The organism is Pseudomonas imperatae, from assembly GCF_057128625.1.
In genome coordinates this window covers 15,989-37,203 of the sequence record NZ_JBSKHP010000032.1, presented here as the reverse complement: position 1 = coordinate 37,203, position 21,215 = coordinate 15,989, and the positions used below count along the sequence as shown (strand labels likewise).

Below are 21,215 nucleotides of genomic sequence, written 5' to 3'. Positions count from 1 at the left end.
GCCATATACCCCCTCTATCGTTGGGACTGGTAGAATCGCCGCCGGTTCACACGAGGTTTTTCCATGCACGATCTCCACAGCGAACGCATGAGCGGCAGCGAGACCCGCGCGGCTGGCGGCCTGGCCCTGGTGTTCGCATTCCGCATGCTGGGCATGTTCATGGTGTTGCCAGTACTGGCCACCTACGGCATGGACCTGGCCGGCGCCACCCCGGCCCTGATCGGCTTCGCCATCGGCGCCTACGGCCTGACCCAGGCTTTCCTGCAAATTCCATTTGGCATCATTTCCGACCGCATCGGCCGTCGCCCGGTGATCTACATCGGCCTGGTGATCTTTGCCCTGGGCAGCCTGCTGGCGGCCCATGCCGACTCCATCTGGGGCGTCATCGCCGGTCGGGTGCTGCAAGGCGCCGGGGCGATTTCCGCGGCGGTCATGGCCCTGCTGTCGGACCTGACCCGCGAGCAGCACCGCACCAAGGCCATGGCCACCATCGGCATGAGCATCGGCGTGTCGTTCGCAGTGGCCATGGTGGTGGGCCCGCTGGTGACGCGCGCGTTCGGCTTGTCCGGGCTGTTCATCGTCACCGCGGTGATGGCCCTGGTGGGTATCGCCCTGATCGCCTTCGTGGTGCCCAGCGCCTCCAGCCACTTCACCCACCGTGAGTCGGGCGTGGCCCGGCAGGCGCTGCTGCCGACCCTCAAGCACCCGGACCTGCTGCGCCTGGACGTGGGGATCTTCGTGCTGCACGCCATCCTGATGGCGAGCTTCGTGGCCTTGCCGCTGGCCTTGGTGGAGCGCGCCGGGCTGCCGAAAGAGCAGCACTGGTGGGTTTACCTGACTGCCTTGCTGGTATCTTTTTTCGGGATGATTCCGTTCATCATCTACGGCGAAAAAAAGCGCAAGATGAAGCGCGTGCTGATTGGTGCGGTCGCCACCCTGATGCTCACCGAGCTGTTTTTCTGGGCCTTCGGCAACACGCTGACGGAACTGGTGGTTGGCACCGTGGTGTTCTTCACCGCCTTCAACCTGCTGGAAGCTTCGCTGCCGTCGCTGATCAGCAAGGTGTCGCCGGCCGGTGGCAAGGGCACGGCCATGGGCGTGTACTCCACCAGCCAGTTCCTGGGCGCGGCCCTGGGTGGCATCCTCGGTGGCTGGCTGTTCCAGCACGGCGGCTTGAATGTGGTATTCATCGGCTGCGCCGGGCTGTTGGCGATTTGGTTGGCCATAGCTGTTACTATGCGTGAACCACCGTACGTGACGAGCCTGCGCTTGCCCCTGTCGCCAGAGGCGATACGCGAAGCGGGCCTCACCGAGCGCCTCAAGGCAGTACCGGGTGTAACAGATGCAGTGGTGGTGGCAGAAGAAGCCGCCATCTATATCAAACTGGATACAGAAATTTTGGATCGTGCTTCCCTGGAGCGCCTGGTCAACCCAGGCCCAGAGACGTGCCAAGCCTAGGAGAATGTTATGGCCCGTGGGGTTAACAAAGTCATTTTGGTCGGTACTTGCGGTCAGGATCCTGAAGTCCGCTACCTGCCCAACGGCAACGCTGTCACCAACCTGAGCCTGGCTACCAGCGAGCAGTGGACCGACAAGCAGAGCGGCCAGAAGGTCGAGCGCACCGAATGGCACCGCGTGTCGATGTTCGGCAAGGTTGCCGAGATCGCCGGCGAATACCTGCGCAAGGGTTCGCAGGTTTACATCGAAGGCAAGCTGCAGACCCGCGAGTGGGAAAAAGACGGCATCAAGCGCTACACCACTGAAATCATCGTCGACATGCAGGGCACCATGCAGCTGCTGGGCGGCCGTCCACAACAGGGCGACCAGGGCCAGGGCGGCAACAACTACCAGCAGTCGGCCCCGCGCCAGCAGGCTCCACGTCCTCAGCAGGCCGCGCCACAACAGTCGCGCCCAGCGCCGCAACAGGCTGCCCCGCAACCTGCTGCTGACTTCGACAGCTTCGACGACGATATTCCGTTCTGATTGCTGCCATCAAAAAAGCCCCCGCCTAGCGGGGGTTTTTTTTGACCCAAAAGCCCGTAGCAGCTGCCGCAGGCTGCGTCCCGCAACGCCGAGCTGAGCCTGCAAGCCGGCGGCGCCGATGACGCGGCCTGGCGGCGGATGGCCGCCCCGCCGCTGCTACAACGTCAATGCCCGTACAGGCCAACCACGTTACGCCCCGCCAACGCATGGCCCGCCAGGCGCGCCATCAGCTCTTCGCGGGTCAGCCCTTCAGGCAGCGCGCCAGGCTTGAGGTCGGTGGCAATCACCGTCAGCACATAATGATGCGGCTGATCCCCCGGGGCTGGGCAGAAGCCACGGAAATCGGCGGTCCCGGCAATATTCTTGCCCACGGTGATGCCCGGCACGCTGACCAGCGCTTCACCCTCCTTGATCCCGCCACGCTGGGCTGGAATGTTATAGGTCACCCAGTGGCTGACGCCCAGGCCGTTATGCCCGTCCACGTCGAGAATCAGCACAGCCATCGACTGGGTGCCAGCGGGCAGCTCACTCCATGACACCTGCGGGTTGTGGCGCTTGCCCGAACCGCACTCGGCCGGGGTATCGGCGGCGCTGACATTGACCTTGCCGCCTTCGGCAAAGGCGTCGGTGCTGACCTTCATGGTGGTGGCGCTGGCCAGTTGGGTGCCGGCCAGCAGCAGGGCGGCGGTGCAGGTGGTAAGCAGGTGGCGCAGTTTCATTTTTCAGTTCCATCCGGTTCGCAGTCTCTGCTTCAGACAGGCGAGCAAAGACCACGTCGGATGATAAGGGCAATCAAGTCTCCGAAGATGAAACCGCGGTCATTGAAGGTGCTTCGCGTTCAACCAGCGGCTGCTCAGCTCCTGACATTGTGGCCCCGCCAAACAGGAGTTTTCCCGCCATCGCCAGGCATACGGTGATCAGCAAAGGCCTTACGAGCCCCGGGCCAAACCGCATGGCACAGCGTGCTCCCAACTGGGCGCCGAGGAATGCGCCGACGGCCATGGCAAGCGCAAGTGGCCACAAAATCTTGCCCGTCATGGAGAACACCAGCAGCGCGCCAACATTGCATGAAGCGTTCATCAGCTTGCTGCTTGATAAGGCATGCATCAGTCCTTGGCCCATCAGCGCAACGAAAGCTACCAGGAAAAAAGAACCGGTGCCTGGGCCGAATACTCCGTCGTAGAAACCGATGGCGGGCACCGCCACCGCGCCGAATACCAGTGCAGAGCATCTGGGTGCAGTCCCGGCATTGCCTGGTGTGCGAACGAAGGCAAAGTAGCAGGCCACCATAATCAACAGGGGAGGGATGACCTTTTCCAACAGGTCACCTGGAAGGAGGCCGGCGATGAGCGCGCCTGTGCCACCTGCGATAAATGAAGCGCCGGCCATAGGCAGCGCGCTCCGCCATGCCAAAAGCCCCTTTCGCGCGAAACTTACAGTCGCCGACACGCTGGCGCAAGACGCTTGCAGTTTATTGGTTGCAATGGCGGCGACAGGCTCAATGCCGGCCACCAAAAGGGCGGGGAGGGTGATAAGCCCGCCGCCCCCGGCGATGGCGTCGAGGAACCCGGCAGCCAAGGCCACTGCTGACATGATCAGGATAAGATTGAGATCGGCTTCCAGCATCTTGTTTTCTTGCCCCAGTTCATTGAGCTGGCATTTGCCGGCGTCTTATTGGAATTATTCGTTTGTGACACCGCCACGAACCTATGGCATTAGATCTGCCTGGGCAACTTAGCGCTTACGGGGATTGTGTAAGGCTATATTGCGGTGTGTTCAGGTAGCCGATCTGGAGGTTTGACCCCCAGCCAATTGCCGATTGATCCCCGCAGCACAAATCCGCAAAATGCAATAACATAAGCCTCTTGACCGATCGCCGCGTGGCTCTGGCCCCCGGCAATCCCTGGCTCACAGACTTAACGGACCGGACCTGCTGACTCTATGCGAATGCGCCTTATGCTGTTGGGCGGCGGTAATGCCCTTGGGCAAGCGCTGATTCGTCTCGGGGCGGAGGAAGACATCGGCTTCCTTGCTCCGCGCCCACCTGAAAACGGTTGGGATGCGGCGAGCCTGACCCAGCTGCTCGATGACACCCGCCCCGATGCGCTGATCAACCTTGCCTACTATTTCGACTGGTTCCAGGCCGAGAGCGTCAGCGAAGCCCGGCTGGCCCAGCAGGAGCGCTCGGTAGAGCGCCTGGCGCAGTTGTGCCAGCACCACCAGATCATCCTTGTGCAGCCTTCCAGCTACCGGGTGTTCGACGGCTCGCGCGCCACGGCGTACAGCGAGAAGGACGAGCCCGTGCCCCTGGGGCTGCGCGGCCAGGCCCTGTGGCGCATCGAGCAGAGCGTGCGGGCTACCTGCCCGCAGCATGTGCTGCTGCGTTTCGGCTGGTTGCTGGATGACAGCGTCGACGGCGTGCTGGGGCGTTTCCTCGCCCGTGCCGAACAGCCCCAGGAAATTCACCTGGCCGATGACCGCCGTGGCAACCCGACGCCGGTGGACGACGCCGCGCGGGTGATTATCTCGGTGCTCAAGCAACTCGATTGCGCGGCGCCGCTGTGGGGCACGTATCACTACGCCGGCAACGAGGCCACCACGCCGCTGGCGCTGGGGCAGGCGATCATCAGCGAAGCGGCGAGCCTGCACCCGCTGGCCATCGAGGCGCCCACGGCCCAGGCGCACGCCGCCCGCCCTGACGCCGCCGATGAGCCGCAGCATGCGGTGCTGGCCTGCAAGAAAATCCTTCACACCTTCGGGATCAAGCCGCGCGCCTGGCGCTCGGGCCTCCCAAGCCTATTGGATAGATATTACCGACATGGTTGATGCACCTGTACTGATCACCGGGGGCGCCGGCTTCATCGGCTCGAACCTTGTTGACGCGCTGTTGGAGAAAGGCCATGCGGTGCGGATTCTCGACGACCTCTCCATGGGCAAGCGCAGCAACCTGCCACTGGACAACCCAAGGGTAGAGCTCATCGAAGGCGACGTCGCCGATGCCGCCCTGGTGGCCCGCGCCGCCCAGGGTTGCCAGGCGGTGGTGCACCTGGCCGCTGTGGCTTCGGTGCAGGCCTCGGTGGACGACCCGGTGCGCACGCACCAGGCCAACTTCATCGGCACCTTGAACGTCTGCGAGGCCATGCGCGTCGCGGGTATCAAGCGCGTGGTATTCGCCTCCAGCGCGGCCGTGTATGGCAACAACGGTGAAGGCGAGGCCATCGGCGAGGACACGCCCAAGGCGCCGTTGACCCCCTACGCCTCGGACAAGCTGGCCAGCGAGCACTACCTGGACTTCTACCGCCGCCAGCACGGCCTGGAGCCGGTGATCTTCCGCTTCTTCAACGTCTTCGGGCCGCGCCAGGATCCATCCTCGCCGTACTCCGGGGTCATCAGCATCTTCTGCGAGCGCGCCCAGCAAAAACTGCCCATCAACCTGTATGGCGATGGCGAGCAGACGCGCGACTTCATCTACGTGGGGGACCTGGTAGCGGTGCTGCTGCAGGCGCTGGAAGCGCCGAGCGTCGAGGAAGGGGCGATCAACGTGGGCCTGAACCAGGCCATGAGCCTCAACCAGTTGCTGGCTGAGTTGAAGACCGTGCTGGGCAGCTTGCCCGCGGTCAGCTACGGCGATGCACGCCCTGGCGATATCAAGCACTCCCGGGCGAACAACTCGCGCCTGCTGCAGCGCTTCACCCTGCCGGCAATCACCCCGATGGCCACCGGCCTGCGCAACCTGCTGGGCCTGTGAACCCGTAGCCGCTGCCGCAGGCTGCGCTGGCCCTGGCAGGCGCTGGAGGTCTCCAGCGAGGCAAAGGGCCAGCGCAGCCTGCGGCAGCGGCTACGCGATCGTGGTGTAGCCGTTCACATCAGAACTTGTAACCCACGCCCACCATGTAGACCCACGGGTCCACGTCCACGTTGACCTTGGTGCGGCCCACGCCCAGCGCGGTCGGGCCGTCGACGCTGGCCTGGGTATCGATGTCCACGTACCACACCGCGGCGTTGAGCATGATGTGGTCGGTCAGCATGTAGTCCGCGCCCACCTGGGCTGCCCAGCCCCACGAGTTCTTCAGGTTCAGGTTGCTGAAACCCTCGGCCTTGCGGTCGCTGGTCAGGTCTTCACCGTAGAACCAGGTGTAGTTCAGGCCCACGCCCGCATAAGGCTGGAATTTGGAGCTGGGCTCCATGGGGTAGTACTGCAGCGACAGGGTGGGTGGCAGCTGCTTGATGTCAGCCAGCTTGCCGTCCAGGCCCGCCACGCCGGTGGCGGCGCTCACGCCCTTGACCCCGACCTTGTGCTGGAACGGCGTGGCCGCCAGCAGTTCCACGCCCACGTGGTCGGTGAGCATGTAGGCGAAGGTCAGGCCCAGTTGGGTGTCGTTGCCCAGGGTAGCCTTGGTGCCGGAGACCTTGGCGCCGTCGAGCTTGAGGTTGCCGCTGTCCTCGTTGGGCGCGGTCTCGATCGCGCCCGCGCGGACGATGAAGTCCCCGGCCTGGTGAGCGTGGGCAAGCGGGGTGAACAGGGCGGCGCTGATCAGCGAGGCCCCTAGCAGTTTGGTGTTCATCGGGTCTCCATCGGACAAGGGGAAAAAGCCTTGGCCGATGGTAGGAAAGCTCTGGATCGAGGGTTTTGACCCAGCTCAATAAAACCGTAACTTTTACCTGGCGCGTTATTCCGGCAGCTCGTAGATGTAAATCTTGTCGGCTTCCATCTGGTAGCCGGCGTCGGCCAGCTCGCTGTCCGAACGCTTCACGCGCATCGTGCCCTCCACCCAGAATGCCTGGTACAGGTCGTCGAGCTTGACCCCGACCTGGCTGGTCACGTGGACGATCTGGTTCGAAGGCGGCGGCGGCACGTGGATGCAGGCGCCGTAGTACGGCACCAGCAGGAAGTCGGTGGTGCGCCCGTCATCGCTGACCTCCAGCGGCACGATGAACCCCGGCATCTTCACGTTCTGGCCGTCCAGTGCCTTCACCACCGGGGCGTCGGGCTGTTGCTGCTTGACCGCTGGCGCCGACTCCATGTCCGAGCCCATCTTCGACAGGTCGTGCAGGGGCGTCATCTGCGGGGCGATTTTCGGCGCGTCGGGCGGAATCATCTCCGCCCAGGTCAGCTCGCGCGGCGCCGTGGCCGCCCATAGGCCAGGGGCGGCGATCATCAATACAAACAGCAAGGCAGCTTTCATCGGGCACGGCTCACAGGTGGATGGACAGGCCGTCGGCCAGTGACTGCCGGTAGGCACGCCAGGCCGGTACGGCGCCCATGACCAGGGCTGCGGCGAGGATAATGCCCAGCAGCGACCATTCATAGGCCGTGGGGGCCGACAACGGCAAGTACAGCCCATAATTGGCCTGCACGTAGCCCTGCGCCGCAGCGATGCCGGCATACAGCAGCGCCACCCCGGCGACGATGCCGCACAGCGCCAGGGAGAAGGCTTCCAGTATCAGCAGGCTGGCGATATGCCAGGGGCGCGCGCCCACCGAGCGCAGGATGGCCATCTCGCGCCGGCGCTCGTTGAGGCTGGTGAGGATGGCCGTGAGCATGCCGATCAGCCCGGTCAGCACCACGAACAGCGAGACCACGAACAAGGCTTTCTCCGCCGTGCCCATCAACCCCCACAGCTCTTGCAGGGCCACGCCGGGCAGGATTGCCAGCAGCGGTTCGCCAACAAAATCGTTGATCTCGCGTTGCAGGGCGAAGGTCGAGATCTTGTTGTTCAGGCCCAGCATCACGGCGGTGATGGCGGTAGGCGTGAGGTCCATGTTGCGCGCCTGGTCGGCGCTGATGCGCCCGGCGCCACGGGCCGGCACGCCGTTGTGCCAGTCGATGTGGATGGCTTCCATGCCGCCCAGGCTGATGTGCAGCGTGCGGTCCACCGGGGTGCCGGTGCGCTTGAGGATGCCGACCACGGTGAACGGCTTGTCGTCGTGCTTGACCAGGCTGATGGCGGCGGTGCCGTGGGCCAGCACCAGGGTGTCACCGAGCTTGTAGTGCAGCGCGTCGGCTACCTCTGCGCCGAGCACCACCTCGAACGGGTCGCTGGCGAAGAAACGCCCGGCGGCCATTTCCAGTGGCTGGTGATGGCCGTACTGGTAATGCTCGAAGTACGACTGGTCGGTGCCCAGCACCCGGTAGCCACGGTGCGAGTCGCCCAGGGACATGGGGATGGCCCATTTCACCCGCGGGTCGTGGGCGTAGTGCTGGAAGCTGTCCCAGCGAATGTTGTTGGTGGCGTTGCCGATGCGGAACACCGAATACAGCAGCAGGTTCACCGAGCCCGAGCGGGCGCCGACGATCAGGTCGGTGCCGCTGATGGTGCTGGCAAAGCTGGTGCGGGCTTCGGTGCGCACGCGTTCCACGGCCAGCAGCAGGCACACCGACAGGGCAATGGCGAACGCGGTGAGGAAGGCGGTGAAGCGCCGGTTGGCCAGGCTGGCCACGGCTAGACGGAACAGGTACATCAGACTTCCCCAGGGGCGGCGGGGCGCACGGCCCGGTTGAGTTCGGCCAGCGACAGGCTGCGGTCGAACAGCGGTGCCAGGCTCTGGTCGTGGCTGACGAACAGCAGGCTCGAGCCGGCCTCGCGGCATTCGGCGAACAGCAGGCGAATGAAGGCTTCGCGAGCGTCGTAGTCCAGCGCCGAGGTGGGCTCGTCGGCGATCACCAGTTCCGGCTGGCCGATCAGCGCACGGGCTGCGGCCACGCGTTGCTGCTGGCCGATGGACAAGGTGTCGGCGCGGCGCTGCAGCAGCGCCGGGTCGGTGAGGCCCAGGTGCGCCAGCAGGGTGGCCGCTGCCTGGTCGATACTGCCGTGGCGCTGCCTGGCCCGCTCGGCGCGCTGGCGCGAGAAGTGGCAGGGCAGTTCCACGTTTTCGCGCACCGACAGGAACGGCAGCAGGTTGAACTGTTGGAAGATGTAGCCGGTGTGGTCGACGCGGAAGCGGTCGCGGCGGCCCTGGCTCATGTCACCCAGTTCATGGCCCAGCACCTGCACGCTGCCACTGACGGGCTTCTGCACGCCGCCCAGCAGGCCCAGCAGGGTGGTCTTGCCGCTGCCGCTGGGGCCTTTGAGGAACAGCGTCTCGCCGGCTTCCAGGCGGAACGCGGGTATGTCCAGCAACGCCGGCTGGCGCGGCCAGGCAAAGTGCAGGTCGCGCAGTTCGATAAGGGCTGTACTGGCCATCAGAAACCCAGGGTGCTGTTGTCCGGGGTGGCTTCCAGGCCTTTTTGGCCAGCCGGGCCGATCATCTGTACCACCACCTTGTGGGTGGCGGGGAAGGTCTTGAACACCTGCGACAGGTCCAGGCCCTTGAGCTTGTCCGGGGCGGTGCAGGTGAATTCGTAGCTGGCGTGGATCTCGCTATGGTGGTGCTCGGCGCCGGCGGCGTGCTCGTCGTGATCGTGGTCGTCATCGTCGCCATCCTCGGCGGGCATCACGTCGCCGAACAGCGGGCTCTGCAGGTGCTGGCTGGCCACGCTGCAACCGGCGGCGGCCGGCAGGTTGAACAGCGCCAGGGGCTGTTCCAGCAGGGCGCGGGCCTTGGCCACGGCGGCCTTGTCGGCGTCAGTGGTGGCCAGGTGTTCGAAGCCGACGATGTTCATGGCCGGGCTTTGCAGTTCCAGCGCCAGGGTCTGGTCGTCCAGCGCCGCGTTGACGCGGGCCGTGCCGTGTTCATGCGTGCCCAGGCTGCCGTGTTTTACCGGGGTGTCGTCGGCGTGGGCAATGGCCAGTGGCAGCAGCGCGAAGGGCAGGGCGAGCAGAAGTCGGCGCATGAAAATGTCCTGAGGAAAGATGAATAATTGTAACGTTATAACAACTTTAAAGTGCCAGCACCATAAAGGCCCAGATGAAATTTTTCACCGCGCGTAGCCGCTGCCGCCAGGCTGCGCTGGCCCTCAGCCACACTCCATATCTCTGATGTTCACACCGGCCAGCGCAGCCTTCGGCAGCGGCTACGGTGTTCAGGGTTTGCGCAGGTATGGGAACATGGACCTTCGCAGACGAGGACTCAACATGCTACGAATTCGTGGAAGCATCGGCGCCTGGCCGGTGGACCTGACCATCGAGATGGACGCCGCCGACTGGCAGCACCTGGGGGCGCAGTTGAACGTGCAGGCCCAGGCTCCGGCAGCCCCGGCGGCCAAGCCGGCGGGGCAGGACGACGCCCTGTGGCAGGCCACGCTGCAACTGGTGCAACAGGCAGGGCAGGTCAGCGGCCCCGAACTGCTGGGGCAGCTGGAAGGCCTGGCGGGCAGCGTGGCAGCGGGCAAGCGCCTGTTGGTACGTCTGCGCCATTGCCGGGAAGTGCGGGTGGAAAGCGGCGCCGACGCGCCGCTGTATTGCTGGGTCGAATGACTCAGTAGAGGGCGGCGAACAGCTTGCGGCGGTAGGTGGTGACCAGCGGGTGATCATTGCCCAGCAGCTCGAACACCTGCAGCAGGGTCTTGTGCGCCACGCCTTCGTTGAAGCTGCGGTTGCGCACGAACAGTTTCAGCAGGGCGTCCAGCGCTGCTTCGTACTGCTGGCGCGACAGCTGCTGGATCGCCAGCTGGAATACTGCCTCGTCGTCTCCCGGGTTCTGTGCGACGCGGGTCTTGAGGTCGGCGACGTCGGGCAGGTCGGCGGCCTGGCTCAGGAAGGTCAGCTGCGCCTTGGCGCCGGCCAGGGCGGCCTTGTGCTCGTCGCCCTTGACCGCGTCCAGCACGGCCTGGGCCTCACCCAGTTCATTGCGTTCGGCCAGGCAGCGGGCGTACAGGATCAGTGCCAGGGCGTTGCTGTTATCTTCGCCCAGCAGCACCCGCAGGATCTCCTCGGCCTTGGCGAACTGGCCTTCGTTGAACAGCGCCTGGGCCGCTTCCAGCGGGTCGGCGGCGGCAGCTTCGGGCATGTGCACATGCGGCTCCAGCATGGCGCGGATCTCGGCTTCCGGGCGTGCTTCGGCGAAACCATCCACCGGCTTGCCTTCCTTGAACAGCACCACGGTAGGCAGGCTGCGAATGCCGAAGTGGGCGACGATGTCCTGCTCCACGTCGCAATTGACCTTGGCCAGCAACAGCTCGCCCTGGTAGCTCTCGGCGATCTTTTCCAGCAGCGGCATCAGCACCTTGCAGGGGGCGCACCACTCGGCCCAGAAGTCCACCAGCACGGGCTGCTCGAACGACTTGTCGATCACGTCCTGTTGGAAGGTGGCAGTGGTGACATCGAAAATATACGGCGTGGACTGGCTCATCGTGCATCTCGAAAAAAGCGGTAATACCCGCACTATAAAGGCTGGCGCTGCTGGCCGGAAGCGCCTCAGCCGCGCTGCGCGTGATAGAGGCTGACGTGGCGAAACTCGTGGGGCTCGGCCAGGTCCGGCAAGGTGCAGGCGTGCAACTGGCCCAGCGGCTGGTAGACCGGGTGGCTGAAGTCGCGCACCCGCGAGTCGGCCACCAGCGCCTGGCGCCCGCGGCTGAGGAAATGGTCGAGCAGGGGCAGGTTGGCGCGGTCGTAGAGCACGTCGGCCACCAGGATCAGGTCAAAGCGGTCGGCCTCGGCGAAGAAGTCCGCCGAGTAGCCCAGCGCCACGCCGTTGAGCGCAGCGTTGGCGCGGCAGGCGTCCAGGGCCAGCGGGTCGAGGTCGCAGGCCACCACCTCGGCGGCACCGGCCTTGGCTGCGGCAATGGCGACCACGCCGGAACCGGCGCCGAAATCCAGCACGCGCTTGCCGGCTACCCAGTGCGGCTGCTCGGCCAGGAAGCGCGCCATGGCCAGGCCGCTCGCCCAGCAGAAGCTCCAATACGGCGGCTCGTGGAGGATGCGCCGGGTTTCCTCGGGGCTGAAGGCGCGGTCCATGTTGTCGCCGTCGATCAGCCACAGGCGGATATCGGTGTCAGGCAGCGCGGTGCTGACCAGTTGCGCATCGCCCAGCAGCTCGCTCAAGGCCTGTTGCAGGTGGATCATGGCGCTTGCAGCAGCTGCAGGTTGCCCAAGGCTTGGGTGGCAGGCTGCGCCACTGGTACCGCCGGCAGGTGCAGGATCAGCACCCCCGACTGGCTGGCGCGGCCGCGCAGCTCCACCCGCAGGTTGGTGGGGAAGGCCTCGGGGTTGAAGCGCAGCTGGAAGCCCAGGGGCTTGCCCGTGCCGTTCCACTTGCCGCTGGCCAGCAGTTGCTGCGGGCGGCCGCGCTCATCCACCGCCAGCAGGGCCAGCTCAACCTCGGCGCCGGCCGGGGCGCCGAGCACGGTGCCGGTCAGCTCACGCTGGTAGGCGGGCAGCGGCCCCAGTGGCTGCTGGGCGCCGATGGCGGCTTTCGGGGCGGGCGCAACGGGCGCCACCGGCTTGGGCTTGTCGCTGCCGCAGGCCGCGAGCAACGCGACCAGGCTCAGCAAAATCAGGGGGCGTAGAGGCATCGGCAGATCCATCGCAATAAATAACCTCTGTATACCGTAAAGCCTTTGGCTTGTCTTGCCAGTGGGATGCGCTACCATGGCCCTCCCATTTTTTGTTGCCTGCCACCATGCACTGTCCCTTCTGCGGTGCCAACGACACCAAGGTCATCGACTCGCGACTGGTCGCCGAGGGCGAGCAAGTGCGCCGCCGTCGCGAATGCCTGGCCTGCGGTGAGCGTTTCACCACCTTCGAAACCGCCGAACTGGTTTTGCCGCGCCTGATCAAGCAGGACGGTAGCCGCCAGCCCTTCGACGAAGAAAAACTGCGCGCCGGCATGCAGCGGGCGCTGGAAAAGCGCCCGGTCAGCGTCGAGCGCCTGGAAGCGGCCCTGGCCCACATCAAGCACAAGCTGCGCGCCACCGGCGAGCGCGAGGTCAAGTCGCTGGTCGTCGGCGAGCTGGTGATGGCCGAGCTGCAGAAGCTCGATGAGGTTGCCTACATCCGCTTCGCCTCGGTGTACCGGCGCTTCCAGGACCTGGACGAGTTCCGCGAGGAAATCGACCGCCTGGCCCGCGAACCCGCCAAGGAGTGACCATGCCCAGCGAGCAAGCCGTCCTCGACGCCCATTACATGGCCCGCGCCATCGAACTGGCGCGCCGCGGCCTGTACACCACGCACCCCAACCCGCGGGTAGGCTGCGTGATCGTCCGTGATGGCCAGGTAGTGGGCGAGGGCTGGCACGTGCGCGCCGGCGAGCCCCACGCCGAGGTGCATGCCCTGCGCCAGGCTGGCGAGCTGGCGCGTGGCGCCACCGCCTACGTTACCCTTGAGCCGTGCAGCCACCATGGCCGCACCCCGCCGTGCGCCGAGGCCCTGGTGAATGCCGGGCTGGCGCGGGTGGTGGCGGCCATGCAGGACCCCAACCCGGAAGTCGCAGGCCGTGGCCTGAAGCGCCTGGCTGATGTCGGCATCGAGGTGCTTAGCGGTGTGCTGGAGGCTGAATCCCGGGCCCTGAACCCTGGCTTCCTCAAGCGCATGGAGCACGGCGTGCCCTTCGTGCGGGTCAAGCTGGCCATGAGCCTGGACGGGCGCACGGCCATGGCCAGCGGCGAGAGCCAATGGATTACCGGCCCGGCGGCCCGCTCGGCGGTGCAGCGCCTGCGTGCGCGTTCGAGCATCGTACTGACCGGCGCCGACAGCGTGCTGGCCGATGGCGCGCGCATGACCGTGCGTGCCGAACAGTTGGGCCTGGACGCCGAGACCACGGCGCTGGCGCTCAGCCGCCCGCCGCTGCGCGTGCTGATCGACGGCCGCCTGCGGGTGCCGCTGGATGCACCGTTCTTCCAGGCCGGCCCGGCGTTGGTGGTCAGCTATGCCGAAGGCGCGGACGCCAGCGTGTACCAGCAGCACGGCCATGAACTGTTGCTGGTGGGCGCCGTCGACGGCCACGTCGACCTGGCGCAGTTGCTGACGCTGCTGGCCGCCCGTGGCGCCAGCGAAATTCTCGTGGAAGCCGGCCCCACCCTGGCTGGCGCCTTCGCCCGCCAGGGGTTGGTGGACGAGTTCCAGTTGTTCGTCGCTGGCCAGTTCCTCGGCTCCAGCGCGCGGCCGTTGCTGGACTGGCCGTTGGCGCGCATGAGCGAGGCGCCCCGGCTGAAAATCATTGAAATGCGCGCAGTGGGGGATGACTGGCGAGTCATCGCAATACCTGCCCCGGCGGCAAGCGTATAATTTGCGCCTCGCGCCCAGCGCAGGCCCGGTTCCGTAGGAGGATCCATGTTCACCGGCATTATCGAATCCATCGGCAGCATCCGTTCGTTGACCCCCAAGGGCGGTGACGTGCGCGTTTACGTAGAAACCGGCAAGCTGGACCTTGCCGACGTCAAGCTGGGCGACAGCATCGCGGTCAACGGCGTGTGCCTGACCGCCGTGGAACTGCCGGGCGACGGCTTCTGGGCCGACGTCAGCCGCGAGACCCTGGACTGCACCGCCTTCCACGAACTCAAGGCTGGCAGCCGGGTGAACCTGGAAAAGGCCCTGACCCCAAGCTCGCGCCTGGGCGGCCACCTGGTCAGCGGCCACGTCGACGGTGTCGGCGAAATCGTTTCCCGCGAGGAAAACGCCCGTGCCATCCAGTTCCGCGTGCGCGCACCGAAGGAGCTGGCCAAGTACATCGCCCACAAGGGCTCGATCACCGTCGACGGCACCAGCCTGACCGTGAACGCCGTGGACGGCGCCGAGTTCGAGCTGACCATCGTCCCGCACACCCTGGCCGAAACCATCATGGCCGACTACCGTGCCGGCCGTAAGGTCAACCTGGAAGTGGACCTGCTGGCCCGTTACCTGGAGCGCCTGCTGCTGGGTGACAAGGCCGCCGAGCCGTCTGCCGGTGGCATCACCGAGAGCTTCCTGGCCGCCAACGGCTACCTCAAGTCCTGATATAGGGGGTGCCGCGTGGCGCTCAACACAATCGAAGAACTGGTGGAAGACATCCGCCAGGGCAAGATGGTCATCCTGATGGATGACGAAGACCGCGAGAACGAAGGCGACCTGATCATGGCCGCCGAATGCTGCCAGGCCGAACACATCAACTTCATGGCCAAGCACGCCCGCGGCCTGATCTGCATGCCCATGACCCGCGAGCGCTGCGAGCTGCTGAAGCTGCCGCTGATGGCGCCACGCAACGGCTCGGGCTTCGGCACCAAGTTCACCGTGTCCATCGAGGCCGCCGAAGGCGTGACCACCGGCATCTCTGCCGCCGACCGCGCGCGCACCGTGCAGGCTGCCGCTGCCAAGGACGCCAAGGCCGAGGACATCGTCAGCCCTGGCCACATCTTCCCGCTGATGGCCCAGGCCGGTGGCACCCTGGCCCGTGCCGGGCACACCGAAGCTGCCTGCGACCTGGCGCGCATGGCGGGGTTTGAGCCCAGCGGCGTGATCTGCGAAGTGATGAACGACGACGGCACCATGTCCCGCCGTGCGGAACTGGAAACCTTCGCTGCCGAACACAACATCAAGATCGGCACCATCGCCGACCTGATCCACTACCGCATGATCCACGAACGTACCGTTCAGCGGATTGCCGAGCAGCCGCTGGACAGCGAACTGGGCCAGTTCAACCTGGTGACCTACCGCGACGCGGTGGAAGGCGACGTGCACATGGCGCTGACCCTGGGCACCATCTGCGCCGAGGAACCGACCCTGGTACGGGTGCACAACATGGACCCGCTGCGCGACCTGCTGATGGTCAAGCAGCCCGGCCGCTGGAGCCTGCGGGCCGCCATGAGCGCGGTTTCCGAGGCGGGCAGCGGCGTGGTGCTGCTACTCGGCAACCCGGTGGACGGCGACGTGCTGCTGGCGCATATCCGCGAGACCGCGGAGAGTGCGCCGGTGAAAAAACCGACCACCTACAGCATCGTCGGTGCCGGTTCGCAGATCCTTCGCGACCTGGGCGTGCGCAAAATGCGCCTGATGAGTTCGCCAATGAAGTTCAATGCGATATCCGGATTCGACCTGGAAGTAGTAGAATACGTGCCCTCCGAATAAACACGGTTCCAGGGTCGCCAGATTGCCAGGCCAGCGCTATGGTTTTCAGTGACCCCGCACGTTCTTGTTCGTGGCCCATTACCCCCATGGGGCGCCGCTGGCGCCCCTGCTCTTTAAGACGAGACACACCCGAATGACCCTGAAGACCATCGAAGGTACCTTCATCGCCCCCAAAGGTCGCTATGCCCTGGTGGTTGGCCGATTCAACAGCTTCGTCGTCGAAAGCCTGGTCAGCGGCGCCGTCGACGCCCTGGTTCGCCACGGTATCAGCGAAAGCGACATCACCATCATCCGCGCCCCTGGCGCCTTCGAAATCCCGCTGGTGGCGCAGAAAGTCGCCCAGCAGGGCGAGTACGACGCGATCATCGCGCTGGGCGCGGTCATTCGTGGCGGCACTCCGCACTTCGAATACGTGGCCGGTGAATGCACCAAGGGCCTGTCCCAGGTTTCCATGGAATTCGGTGTGCCGGTCGCCTTTGGCGTGCTGACCGTCGACTCCATCGAACAGGCCATCGAGCGTTCCGGCACCAAGGCTGGCAACAAGGGCGCCGAAGCTGCCCTGTCCGCCCTGGAAATGGTTAGCCTGCTGTCGCAGTTGGAGGCCAAGTGATTTCCGACGAAAGCGATCGTTTCAACCCGCGCGATCCAAAACCTGCGGATGCTGGCAAACCTTCCAAGAGCATGAAGCGTCGCGAAGCCCGCAAGCTGGCCACCCAAGCCCTGTACCAATGGCACATGGCTAGCCACTCGCTGAACGAGATCGAAGCGCAGTTCCGGGTCGACAACGACTTCACTGACGTCGACGGTGCCTACTTCCGCGAGATCCTCCACGGCGTGCCGGCCAGCAAGACCGAGATCGATGCCGTGCTCAAGCCGTGCATGGACCTGGCCCTGGAAGAGCTGGACCCTGTGGAACTGGCCGTGCTGCGCCTGTCCACCTGGGAACTGCTCAAGCGCGTCGACGTGCCGTACCGCGTGGTGATCAACGAAGGTATCGAGCTGGCCAAGGTGTTCGGTTCCACCGACGGCCACAAGTTCGTCAACGGCGTGCTCGACAAGGTTGCGCCGAACGTGCGTGCCGCCGAAGTGAAGGCATTCAAGCGCTGATCCACGCGCTTGCATACCATGGGCGAGTTTGAGCTGATACGACACTACTTCGCCGCCGCGCCCTGTGCGCAGGCCGGCGACGGGGTGGCGCTCGGCATCGGTGATGACTGCGCCCTGCTGGCCCTGCCAGCCGGCCAGCAGTTGGCCGTGTCGACCGATACCCTGGTGGCGGGGGTGCATTTCCCTGACGCCGCCGACCCCTTCCTGCTCGGCCAGCGCGCGCTGGCGGTGGCGGCCAGTGACCTGGCGGCCATGGGCGCCGACCCCATAGGCTTTACCCTTGCGCTGACCTTGCCCTCGGTGGCCGAAGGCTGGCTGCAGGCGTTTGCCGAAGGCCTGAACCGCATGGCCACGCAGTGCCGCCTGAGCCTGATCGGCGGCGACACCACCCGCGGGCCGCTGAGCCTGACCATGACCGTGTTCGGCAGCGTGCCTGCCGGCCAGGCGCTGCTGCGCTCGGGCGCACGTGCTGGCGACCTGCTGTGCGTGGGCGGCGTGCTGGGGGATGCCGCTGGCGCCTTGCCGCTGGTGCTGGGGCAGGCGCAGGCCGACGCGGCCATTGCCGAGCCACTGCTGGCGCATTACTGGTCGCCACCACCGCAGTTCGGCCTGGGCCAGGCGTTGCGCGGCAGGGCTACGGCCGCCATGGATATTTCCGACGGCCTCCTGGCCGATTGCGGGCATATCGCGTCGGCGTCCGGCGTGGCCCTGGCGCTTGAACTGGACGCCTTGCCGCTGTCGAATGCACTGGTCGGCCTGCTGGGCCGGGACGCGGCTCAAACCGCTGCCCTTACCGGTGGCGACGACTACGTGCTGGTGTTCAGCCTGCCTGCGGCGCACCTGCCCGGCCTTCGTGCCGAAGGCTGGCCGATCCACGTGCTGGGCCAGGTCCGCGAAGGCCAGGGCGTCAGCCTGCACGATGGCAAGGGCTGCGACATCACCCCGGCTGTTCGGGGTTATCAACATTTTCGGGAGACACCGTGACAGACCACCCCAACCAGGTACCGGCAGAGAACGTGCCGCCGTCCGTCTGGCGCAACCCCTGGCACTTCCTGGCATTCGGCTTCGGCTCCGGCACCCTGCCCAAGGCGCCGGGCACCTGGGGCTCGCTGGTCGCCATCCCATTCATCCCGTTGTGGCAGATGCTGCCCGACTGGGGTTACTGGCTGATGCTGGGCGTGACCATGCTGTTCGGCTTCTGGCTGTGCGGCAAGGTCGCCAACGACCTGGGCGTGCACGACCACGAAGGCATCGTCTGGGACGAAATGGTCGGCATGTGGATAACCCTGTGGCTGGTGCCCGATGGCTGGGAATGGATACTGGTCGGGTTCCTGATGTTCCGTTTCTTCGACATACTCAAGCCATGGCCGATCCGCTGGATCGACCGGCATGTGCATGGCGGCGTCGGGATCATGCTCGATGACGTGCTGGCCGGCGTGTTCGCCTGGCTGGCGATGCAGGTGGTGGTGTGGGGGTGGCACTTCGTTTAAGGCTGGGTAGGGCACGACGACAGGAGGCGGCTCATGATCGCAAGGATGCTGATGGTGTTCGGCCTGCTGGCCCTCTGCACGGCGGCAGTCGCCGAGCCGCTGCCGGCGCACATCCAGGTGGCCAGCGAGGAGTGGAGCGACTACACCAACGCCGACGGCAGCGGCCTGGCCTGGGACATCCTGCGCAAGGTGTTCGAGCCGGCGGGCGTCAAGCTGGAAACCCGCAGCACGCCCTACATGCGCTCGGTCGGCCTGGTGCAACGCGGTGAAGCCGATGCCTGGGTCGGCTCCTATCACGACGAAATCGCCAACACCCTTTACCCCCGCTGGCATTACGACACCGATCACATCTATGCCCTGGGCCTGGCCGACAAGCCGGCGCCTACCCTGAACACGATCGGCCACTTCCGCCTGGCCTGGGTGCGTGGCTACGGCTTCGAGCGCTACCTGCCCGGCATCCACCAGTTCAATGAAGTGCAGCGCCGTACCGGCATCCTGCCGATGCTGCTCCACGATCGTGCCGACTATTACATCGACGCCCAGACCGAAATCCTCGGCGTGCTCAAGCAGGCCGACCAGCCGGGGCGCTTCAAGCTCACCCACATCGCCGAACTGCCGCTGTTCCTCGGCTTTGCCGACACCCCCAACGGGCGGGCGCTGCTGGCGCTGTTCGACCGGCGCATGGACCAACTGGTGCCCAGCGGCGAACTGCGCCCGCTGTTCGACCGTTGGCAGCAGCCTTATCCCTTTACGCCATAAGCGATCAAACTTCCTGATCTTTATGCTGCGAAATTCAGCCTAAGCGTCGTCAGTAAGCTGCTGTTACAATGCAGACCTTGGTCAATATTCATGTCAGATATTTGATAGGAGCACCCGGTGCCCGTCGTTTTCGTCGCCGCTTCCAAGCTGCCAACGCCTTTTGCGCAATTCACCATGCACGGTTTCCTCGATGAGGCCACCGGCCGCGAGCACGTCGTGCTGAGCCTGGGCGATGTCGCCGATGGCGAACCCGTGCTGGGCCGCCTGCACTCCGAGTGCCTGACCGGCGATGCCCTGTTCAGCCAGCGTTGCGACTGCGGTTCGCAGCTCGAAGCCGCCCTGCAAGCCATCGCCCGTGAAGGCCGTGGCGTGCTGCTGTACCTGCGTCAGGAAGGCCGCGGCATTGGCCTGCTGAACAAGATCCGTGCCTATGAGCTGCAGGATGGTGGCGCCGACACCGTCGAAGCCAACGAGCGCCTGGGCTTTGCCGCCGACCAGCGCGACTACGCCATGTGCCAGCCAATGCTGGAGCACCTGGGCGTGAAATCGCTGCGCCTGATGACCAACAACCCGCGCAAGGTCAAGGCGCTGACCAACATGAACATCGTGGTCGCCGAGCGCGTGCCGCTGCACACCGGCCACAACCCGCACAACAAGCACTACCTGGCCACCAAGGCCGGCAAGCTGGGGCACATGATGGGCAATGAACACCAAAGCGAGGCCGATCGGGCGTGACCCGTTCGCAGGTGCGCCGCCGTTTGGCGGTAGCCTGGTGGCAGCAGCTGGCGCTGACCCTGCTGCCCTTGTTCGTCATGAGCTGGGCCTTTGGCCAGAGTGACGACCTCATGCCTGTGTTGGCGATGCCCATGTTCATCGCCGGCATCGCTTCGATGTTCCTCAGCCTGCCACGCTTCGGCGCCTACAAGCGCAGGCTGATCGCTACCCAGCAAGCCCTCGACACCGCCCAGGAACCCGCGGCCTGGATCGCCCTGGCTGCCACCCGGCGCATGGCGTTCCTGTTCGCTGGCCTGCCCGCCTGGATTGCCGCTTTGGCGGTGCTGTTCGGGCTGGAAGCGCTGCCATTGTGCCTGCTGGCGCTGTCCAGCGTGCTGTTGCTCTGCCTCTACCGCATTCCGCGCCAGCTGGGCTGATGCGCCAACTGCTCGCCTGCCTGCTGCTGGTGCTATGTGCCCAGGCCGGCGCGGCGCAGCGGGTAGTCAGCCTGGCGCCATCCTTGACTGAAATTGCCGTGGAAGTCGGTGGCCAAGGCCGTCTGGTCGGCGTACTGGACGCCGGGCCGCGGCCCCCCGGGCTTGAACACCTGCAGTCAGTGGGGCATTACGGGCAGTTGGACATGGAGCAGCTGCTGGCGCTCAAGCCTGACCTGATCCTGCTGTGGCCAGGCAGCGTCGGCCCCGCCCAGCGCGAGCAGCTGCGGCGCCTGGGCATTCAGCTGATGACCGCCGAACCCCATTCCCTGGAGGACCTGGCCACCGAGCTTGCACAGATTGCCGTGCCCCTGGGCCAGGCCGAACGCGGCCGCCAGTTGGCCGATGCCTTCCGCCTGCGCGTGGCGGCGTTGCGCGAACGCTACCGGCGCAGCGTGCCGTTGCGGGTGTTCTATCAGGTGTGGGATGCGCCGCTGTCCACCGTGGGCGGCGGGCAGATCATCAGTGATGGCTTGAGTGTCTGTGGTGGGCGCAATGTGTTCGACGACCTGGCGTTGCCGGCACCCCAGGTAAGCCTGGAGGCGGTGCTACAGCGGGACCCGCAGGTAATCGTGGTGCCCAATCAAGCCCAGGCCGATGCCTGGCGCAAGTGGCCGGTCAAGGGCAGGGTGGTGGTGGGGGATCCGGGAGTGGAGCGCCCCAGTGGGCAGATGGTGGAGGCGCTGGCACGCCTCTGCGAACGCATGAACTCACCGTAGCAGCTGCCGCCAGGCGGCGTCCGGGCCCAC

27 protein-coding genes are annotated in these 21,215 nt (G+C 65.6%); 17 read left to right on the top strand and 10 right to left on the bottom strand.

What is annotated here, in order from left to right; genetic code table 11:
• The first annotated feature begins 63 nt into the window (after window positions 1-63).
• Both ACWKWX_RS28440 and ACWKWX_RS28435 read left to right on the top strand, forming a co-directional pair.
• Complete coding sequence (locus ACWKWX_RS28440) at window positions 64-1,458, top strand: MFS transporter (protein ID WP_416427113.1); 1,395 nt, start codon at window positions 64-66, stop codon at window positions 1,456-1,458.
• Between the two features lie 9 nt (window positions 1,459-1,467).
• Window positions 1,468-1,983, top strand: coding sequence for a single-stranded DNA-binding protein (locus tag ACWKWX_RS28435; RefSeq protein ID WP_416427112.1), 516 nt, complete (start codon window positions 1,468-1,470; stop codon window positions 1,981-1,983).
• Between the two features lie 164 nt (window positions 1,984-2,147).
• Here ACWKWX_RS28435 and ACWKWX_RS28430 read toward each other — a convergent pair whose 3' ends face one another.
• Window positions 2,148-2,702, bottom strand: a complete 555-nt coding sequence (locus ACWKWX_RS28430) for a YbhB/YbcL family Raf kinase inhibitor-like protein (protein WP_416427111.1) — start codon at window positions 2,700-2,702, stop codon at window positions 2,148-2,150.
• Between the two features lie 73 nt (window positions 2,703-2,775).
• Window positions 2,776-3,609: a TSUP family transporter gene (locus ACWKWX_RS28425; protein WP_483829511.1), complete on the bottom strand. Its 834-nt coding sequence runs from the start codon at window positions 3,607-3,609 to the stop codon at window positions 2,776-2,778.
• Between the two features lie 315 nt (window positions 3,610-3,924).
• Here ACWKWX_RS28425 and ACWKWX_RS28420 point away from each other — a divergent pair, with 315 nt between their 5' ends.
• Both ACWKWX_RS28420 and ACWKWX_RS28415 read left to right on the top strand, forming a co-directional pair.
• Entirely contained in the window at window positions 3,925-4,809 is an 885-nt protein-coding gene (locus ACWKWX_RS28420) for a sugar nucleotide-binding protein (protein WP_483829510.1), read from the top strand.
• Window positions 4,802-5,731 (top strand): NAD-dependent epimerase/dehydratase family protein, encoded by a 930-nt coding sequence (locus tag ACWKWX_RS28415; RefSeq protein ID WP_483829509.1) that lies wholly within the window; start codon window positions 4,802-4,804, stop codon window positions 5,729-5,731. The genes ACWKWX_RS28420 and ACWKWX_RS28415 overlap by 8 nt, the downstream gene beginning before the upstream one ends.
• Window positions 5,732-5,849: 118 nt before the next feature.
• Here ACWKWX_RS28415 and ACWKWX_RS28410 read toward each other — a convergent pair whose 3' ends face one another.
• The 5 genes from ACWKWX_RS28410 to ACWKWX_RS28390 all read right to left on the bottom strand — a co-directional run bounded on the left by ACWKWX_RS28410 (window position 5,850) and on the right by ACWKWX_RS28390 (window position 9,757).
• Entirely contained in the window at window positions 5,850-6,548 is a 699-nt protein-coding gene (locus ACWKWX_RS28410) for an OmpW/AlkL family protein (protein WP_416427108.1), read from the bottom strand.
• Between the two features lie 105 nt (window positions 6,549-6,653).
• Entirely contained in the window at window positions 6,654-7,169 is a 516-nt protein-coding gene (locus ACWKWX_RS28405; RefSeq protein WP_416427107.1) for a DUF3299 domain-containing protein, read from the bottom strand.
• A 10-nt stretch (window positions 7,170-7,179) separates the two neighbouring features.
• Window positions 7,180-8,445, bottom strand: a complete 1,266-nt coding sequence (locus ACWKWX_RS28400; RefSeq protein WP_473004636.1) for an ABC transporter permease — start codon at window positions 8,443-8,445, stop codon at window positions 7,180-7,182.
• A complete protein-coding gene (locus ACWKWX_RS28395; RefSeq protein WP_483829508.1) occupies window positions 8,445-9,167 on the bottom strand; it encodes an ABC transporter ATP-binding protein in 723 nt (240 codons plus the stop codon). Before ACWKWX_RS28395 ends, ACWKWX_RS28400 begins: the two co-directional genes overlap by 1 nt.
• Window positions 9,167-9,757: a DUF2796 domain-containing protein gene (locus ACWKWX_RS28390; protein ID WP_483829507.1), complete on the bottom strand. Its 591-nt coding sequence runs from the start codon at window positions 9,755-9,757 to the stop codon at window positions 9,167-9,169. Before ACWKWX_RS28390 ends, ACWKWX_RS28395 begins: the two co-directional genes overlap by 1 nt.
• Before the next feature lie 241 nt (window positions 9,758-9,998).
• Here ACWKWX_RS28390 and ACWKWX_RS28385 point away from each other — a divergent pair, with 241 nt between their 5' ends.
• Entirely contained in the window at window positions 9,999-10,340 is a 342-nt protein-coding gene (locus ACWKWX_RS28385; protein ID WP_416427103.1) for a hypothetical protein, read from the top strand.
• A 1-nt stretch (window position 10,341) separates the two neighbouring features.
• Here ACWKWX_RS28385 and trxA read toward each other — a convergent pair whose 3' ends face one another.
• From trxA to ACWKWX_RS28370, 3 genes are all read right to left on the bottom strand, one after another.
• Entirely contained in the window at window positions 10,342-11,214 is an 873-nt protein-coding gene (trxA, locus tag ACWKWX_RS28380; RefSeq protein ID WP_483829506.1) for a thioredoxin, read from the bottom strand.
• A 65-nt stretch (window positions 11,215-11,279) separates the two neighbouring features.
• Window positions 11,280-11,927, bottom strand: coding sequence for a class I SAM-dependent methyltransferase (locus tag ACWKWX_RS28375; RefSeq protein WP_473004631.1), 648 nt, complete (start codon window positions 11,925-11,927; stop codon window positions 11,280-11,282).
• Window positions 11,924-12,376: a YbaY family lipoprotein gene (locus ACWKWX_RS28370; protein ID WP_416427100.1), complete on the bottom strand. Its 453-nt coding sequence runs from the start codon at window positions 12,374-12,376 to the stop codon at window positions 11,924-11,926. The genes ACWKWX_RS28375 and ACWKWX_RS28370 overlap by 4 nt, the downstream gene beginning before the upstream one ends.
• 107 nt (window positions 12,377-12,483) lie before the next feature.
• Between ACWKWX_RS28370 and nrdR the strand changes: the two genes are divergently transcribed.
• The 12 genes from nrdR to ACWKWX_RS28310 all read left to right on the top strand — a co-directional run bounded on the left by nrdR (window position 12,484) and on the right by ACWKWX_RS28310 (window position 21,185).
• Complete coding sequence (gene nrdR / locus ACWKWX_RS28365; protein WP_166363187.1) at window positions 12,484-12,948, top strand: transcriptional regulator NrdR; 465 nt, start codon at window positions 12,484-12,486, stop codon at window positions 12,946-12,948.
• A gap of 2 nt (window positions 12,949-12,950) precedes the next feature.
• The gene (gene ribD, locus ACWKWX_RS28360; protein ID WP_483829505.1) at window positions 12,951-14,087 is read left to right on the top strand and encodes a bifunctional diaminohydroxyphosphoribosylaminopyrimidine deaminase/5-amino-6-(5-phosphoribosylamino)uracil reductase RibD; all 1,137 of its coding nucleotides are present in this window, start codon (window positions 12,951-12,953) and stop codon (window positions 14,085-14,087) included.
• A 45-nt stretch (window positions 14,088-14,132) separates the two neighbouring features.
• Window positions 14,133-14,795 carry a riboflavin synthase gene (locus ACWKWX_RS28355; RefSeq protein ID WP_027982036.1) on the top strand — a complete coding sequence of 221 codons (663 nt, stop codon included), beginning with the start codon at window positions 14,133-14,135 and terminating at the stop codon, window positions 14,793-14,795.
• 15 nt (window positions 14,796-14,810) lie between these two features.
• A complete protein-coding gene (gene ribBA / locus ACWKWX_RS28350; RefSeq protein ID WP_027982037.1) occupies window positions 14,811-15,902 on the top strand; it encodes a bifunctional 3,4-dihydroxy-2-butanone-4-phosphate synthase/GTP cyclohydrolase II in 1,092 nt (363 codons plus the stop codon).
• A 133-nt stretch (window positions 15,903-16,035) separates the two neighbouring features.
• Window positions 16,036-16,512, top strand: coding sequence for a 6,7-dimethyl-8-ribityllumazine synthase (gene ribH / locus ACWKWX_RS28345; protein WP_008374078.1), 477 nt, complete (start codon window positions 16,036-16,038; stop codon window positions 16,510-16,512).
• Window positions 16,509-17,009: a transcription antitermination factor NusB gene (nusB, locus tag ACWKWX_RS28340; RefSeq protein WP_027982038.1), complete on the top strand. Its 501-nt coding sequence runs from the start codon at window positions 16,509-16,511 to the stop codon at window positions 17,007-17,009. The genes ribH and nusB overlap by 4 nt, the downstream gene beginning before the upstream one ends.
• 18 nt (window positions 17,010-17,027) lie before the next feature.
• Window positions 17,028-17,993 carry a thiamine-phosphate kinase gene (gene thiL, locus ACWKWX_RS28335; protein WP_483829504.1) on the top strand — a complete coding sequence of 322 codons (966 nt, stop codon included), beginning with the start codon at window positions 17,028-17,030 and terminating at the stop codon, window positions 17,991-17,993.
• Window positions 17,990-18,499, top strand: a complete 510-nt coding sequence (locus tag ACWKWX_RS28330; RefSeq protein ID WP_416427097.1) for a phosphatidylglycerophosphatase A family protein — start codon at window positions 17,990-17,992, stop codon at window positions 18,497-18,499. The genes thiL and ACWKWX_RS28330 overlap by 4 nt, the downstream gene beginning before the upstream one ends.
• Window positions 18,500-18,532: 33 nt before the next feature.
• Window positions 18,533-19,258, top strand: coding sequence for a substrate-binding periplasmic protein (locus ACWKWX_RS28325; RefSeq protein ID WP_416427096.1), 726 nt, complete (start codon window positions 18,533-18,535; stop codon window positions 19,256-19,258).
• Window positions 19,259-19,375: 117 nt separating this feature from the next.
• Entirely contained in the window at window positions 19,376-19,993 is a 618-nt protein-coding gene (ribA, locus tag ACWKWX_RS28320) for a GTP cyclohydrolase II (protein ID WP_416427095.1), read from the top strand.
• Window positions 19,990-20,409, top strand: coding sequence for an MFS transporter (locus tag ACWKWX_RS28315; RefSeq protein WP_473004626.1), 420 nt, complete (start codon window positions 19,990-19,992; stop codon window positions 20,407-20,409). The genes ribA and ACWKWX_RS28315 overlap by 4 nt, the downstream gene beginning before the upstream one ends.
• Entirely contained in the window at window positions 20,409-21,185 is a 777-nt protein-coding gene (locus ACWKWX_RS28310; protein ID WP_483829503.1) for a cobalamin-binding protein, read from the top strand. The genes ACWKWX_RS28315 and ACWKWX_RS28310 overlap by 1 nt, the downstream gene beginning before the upstream one ends.
• Window positions 21,186-21,215 lie beyond the last annotated feature (30 nt).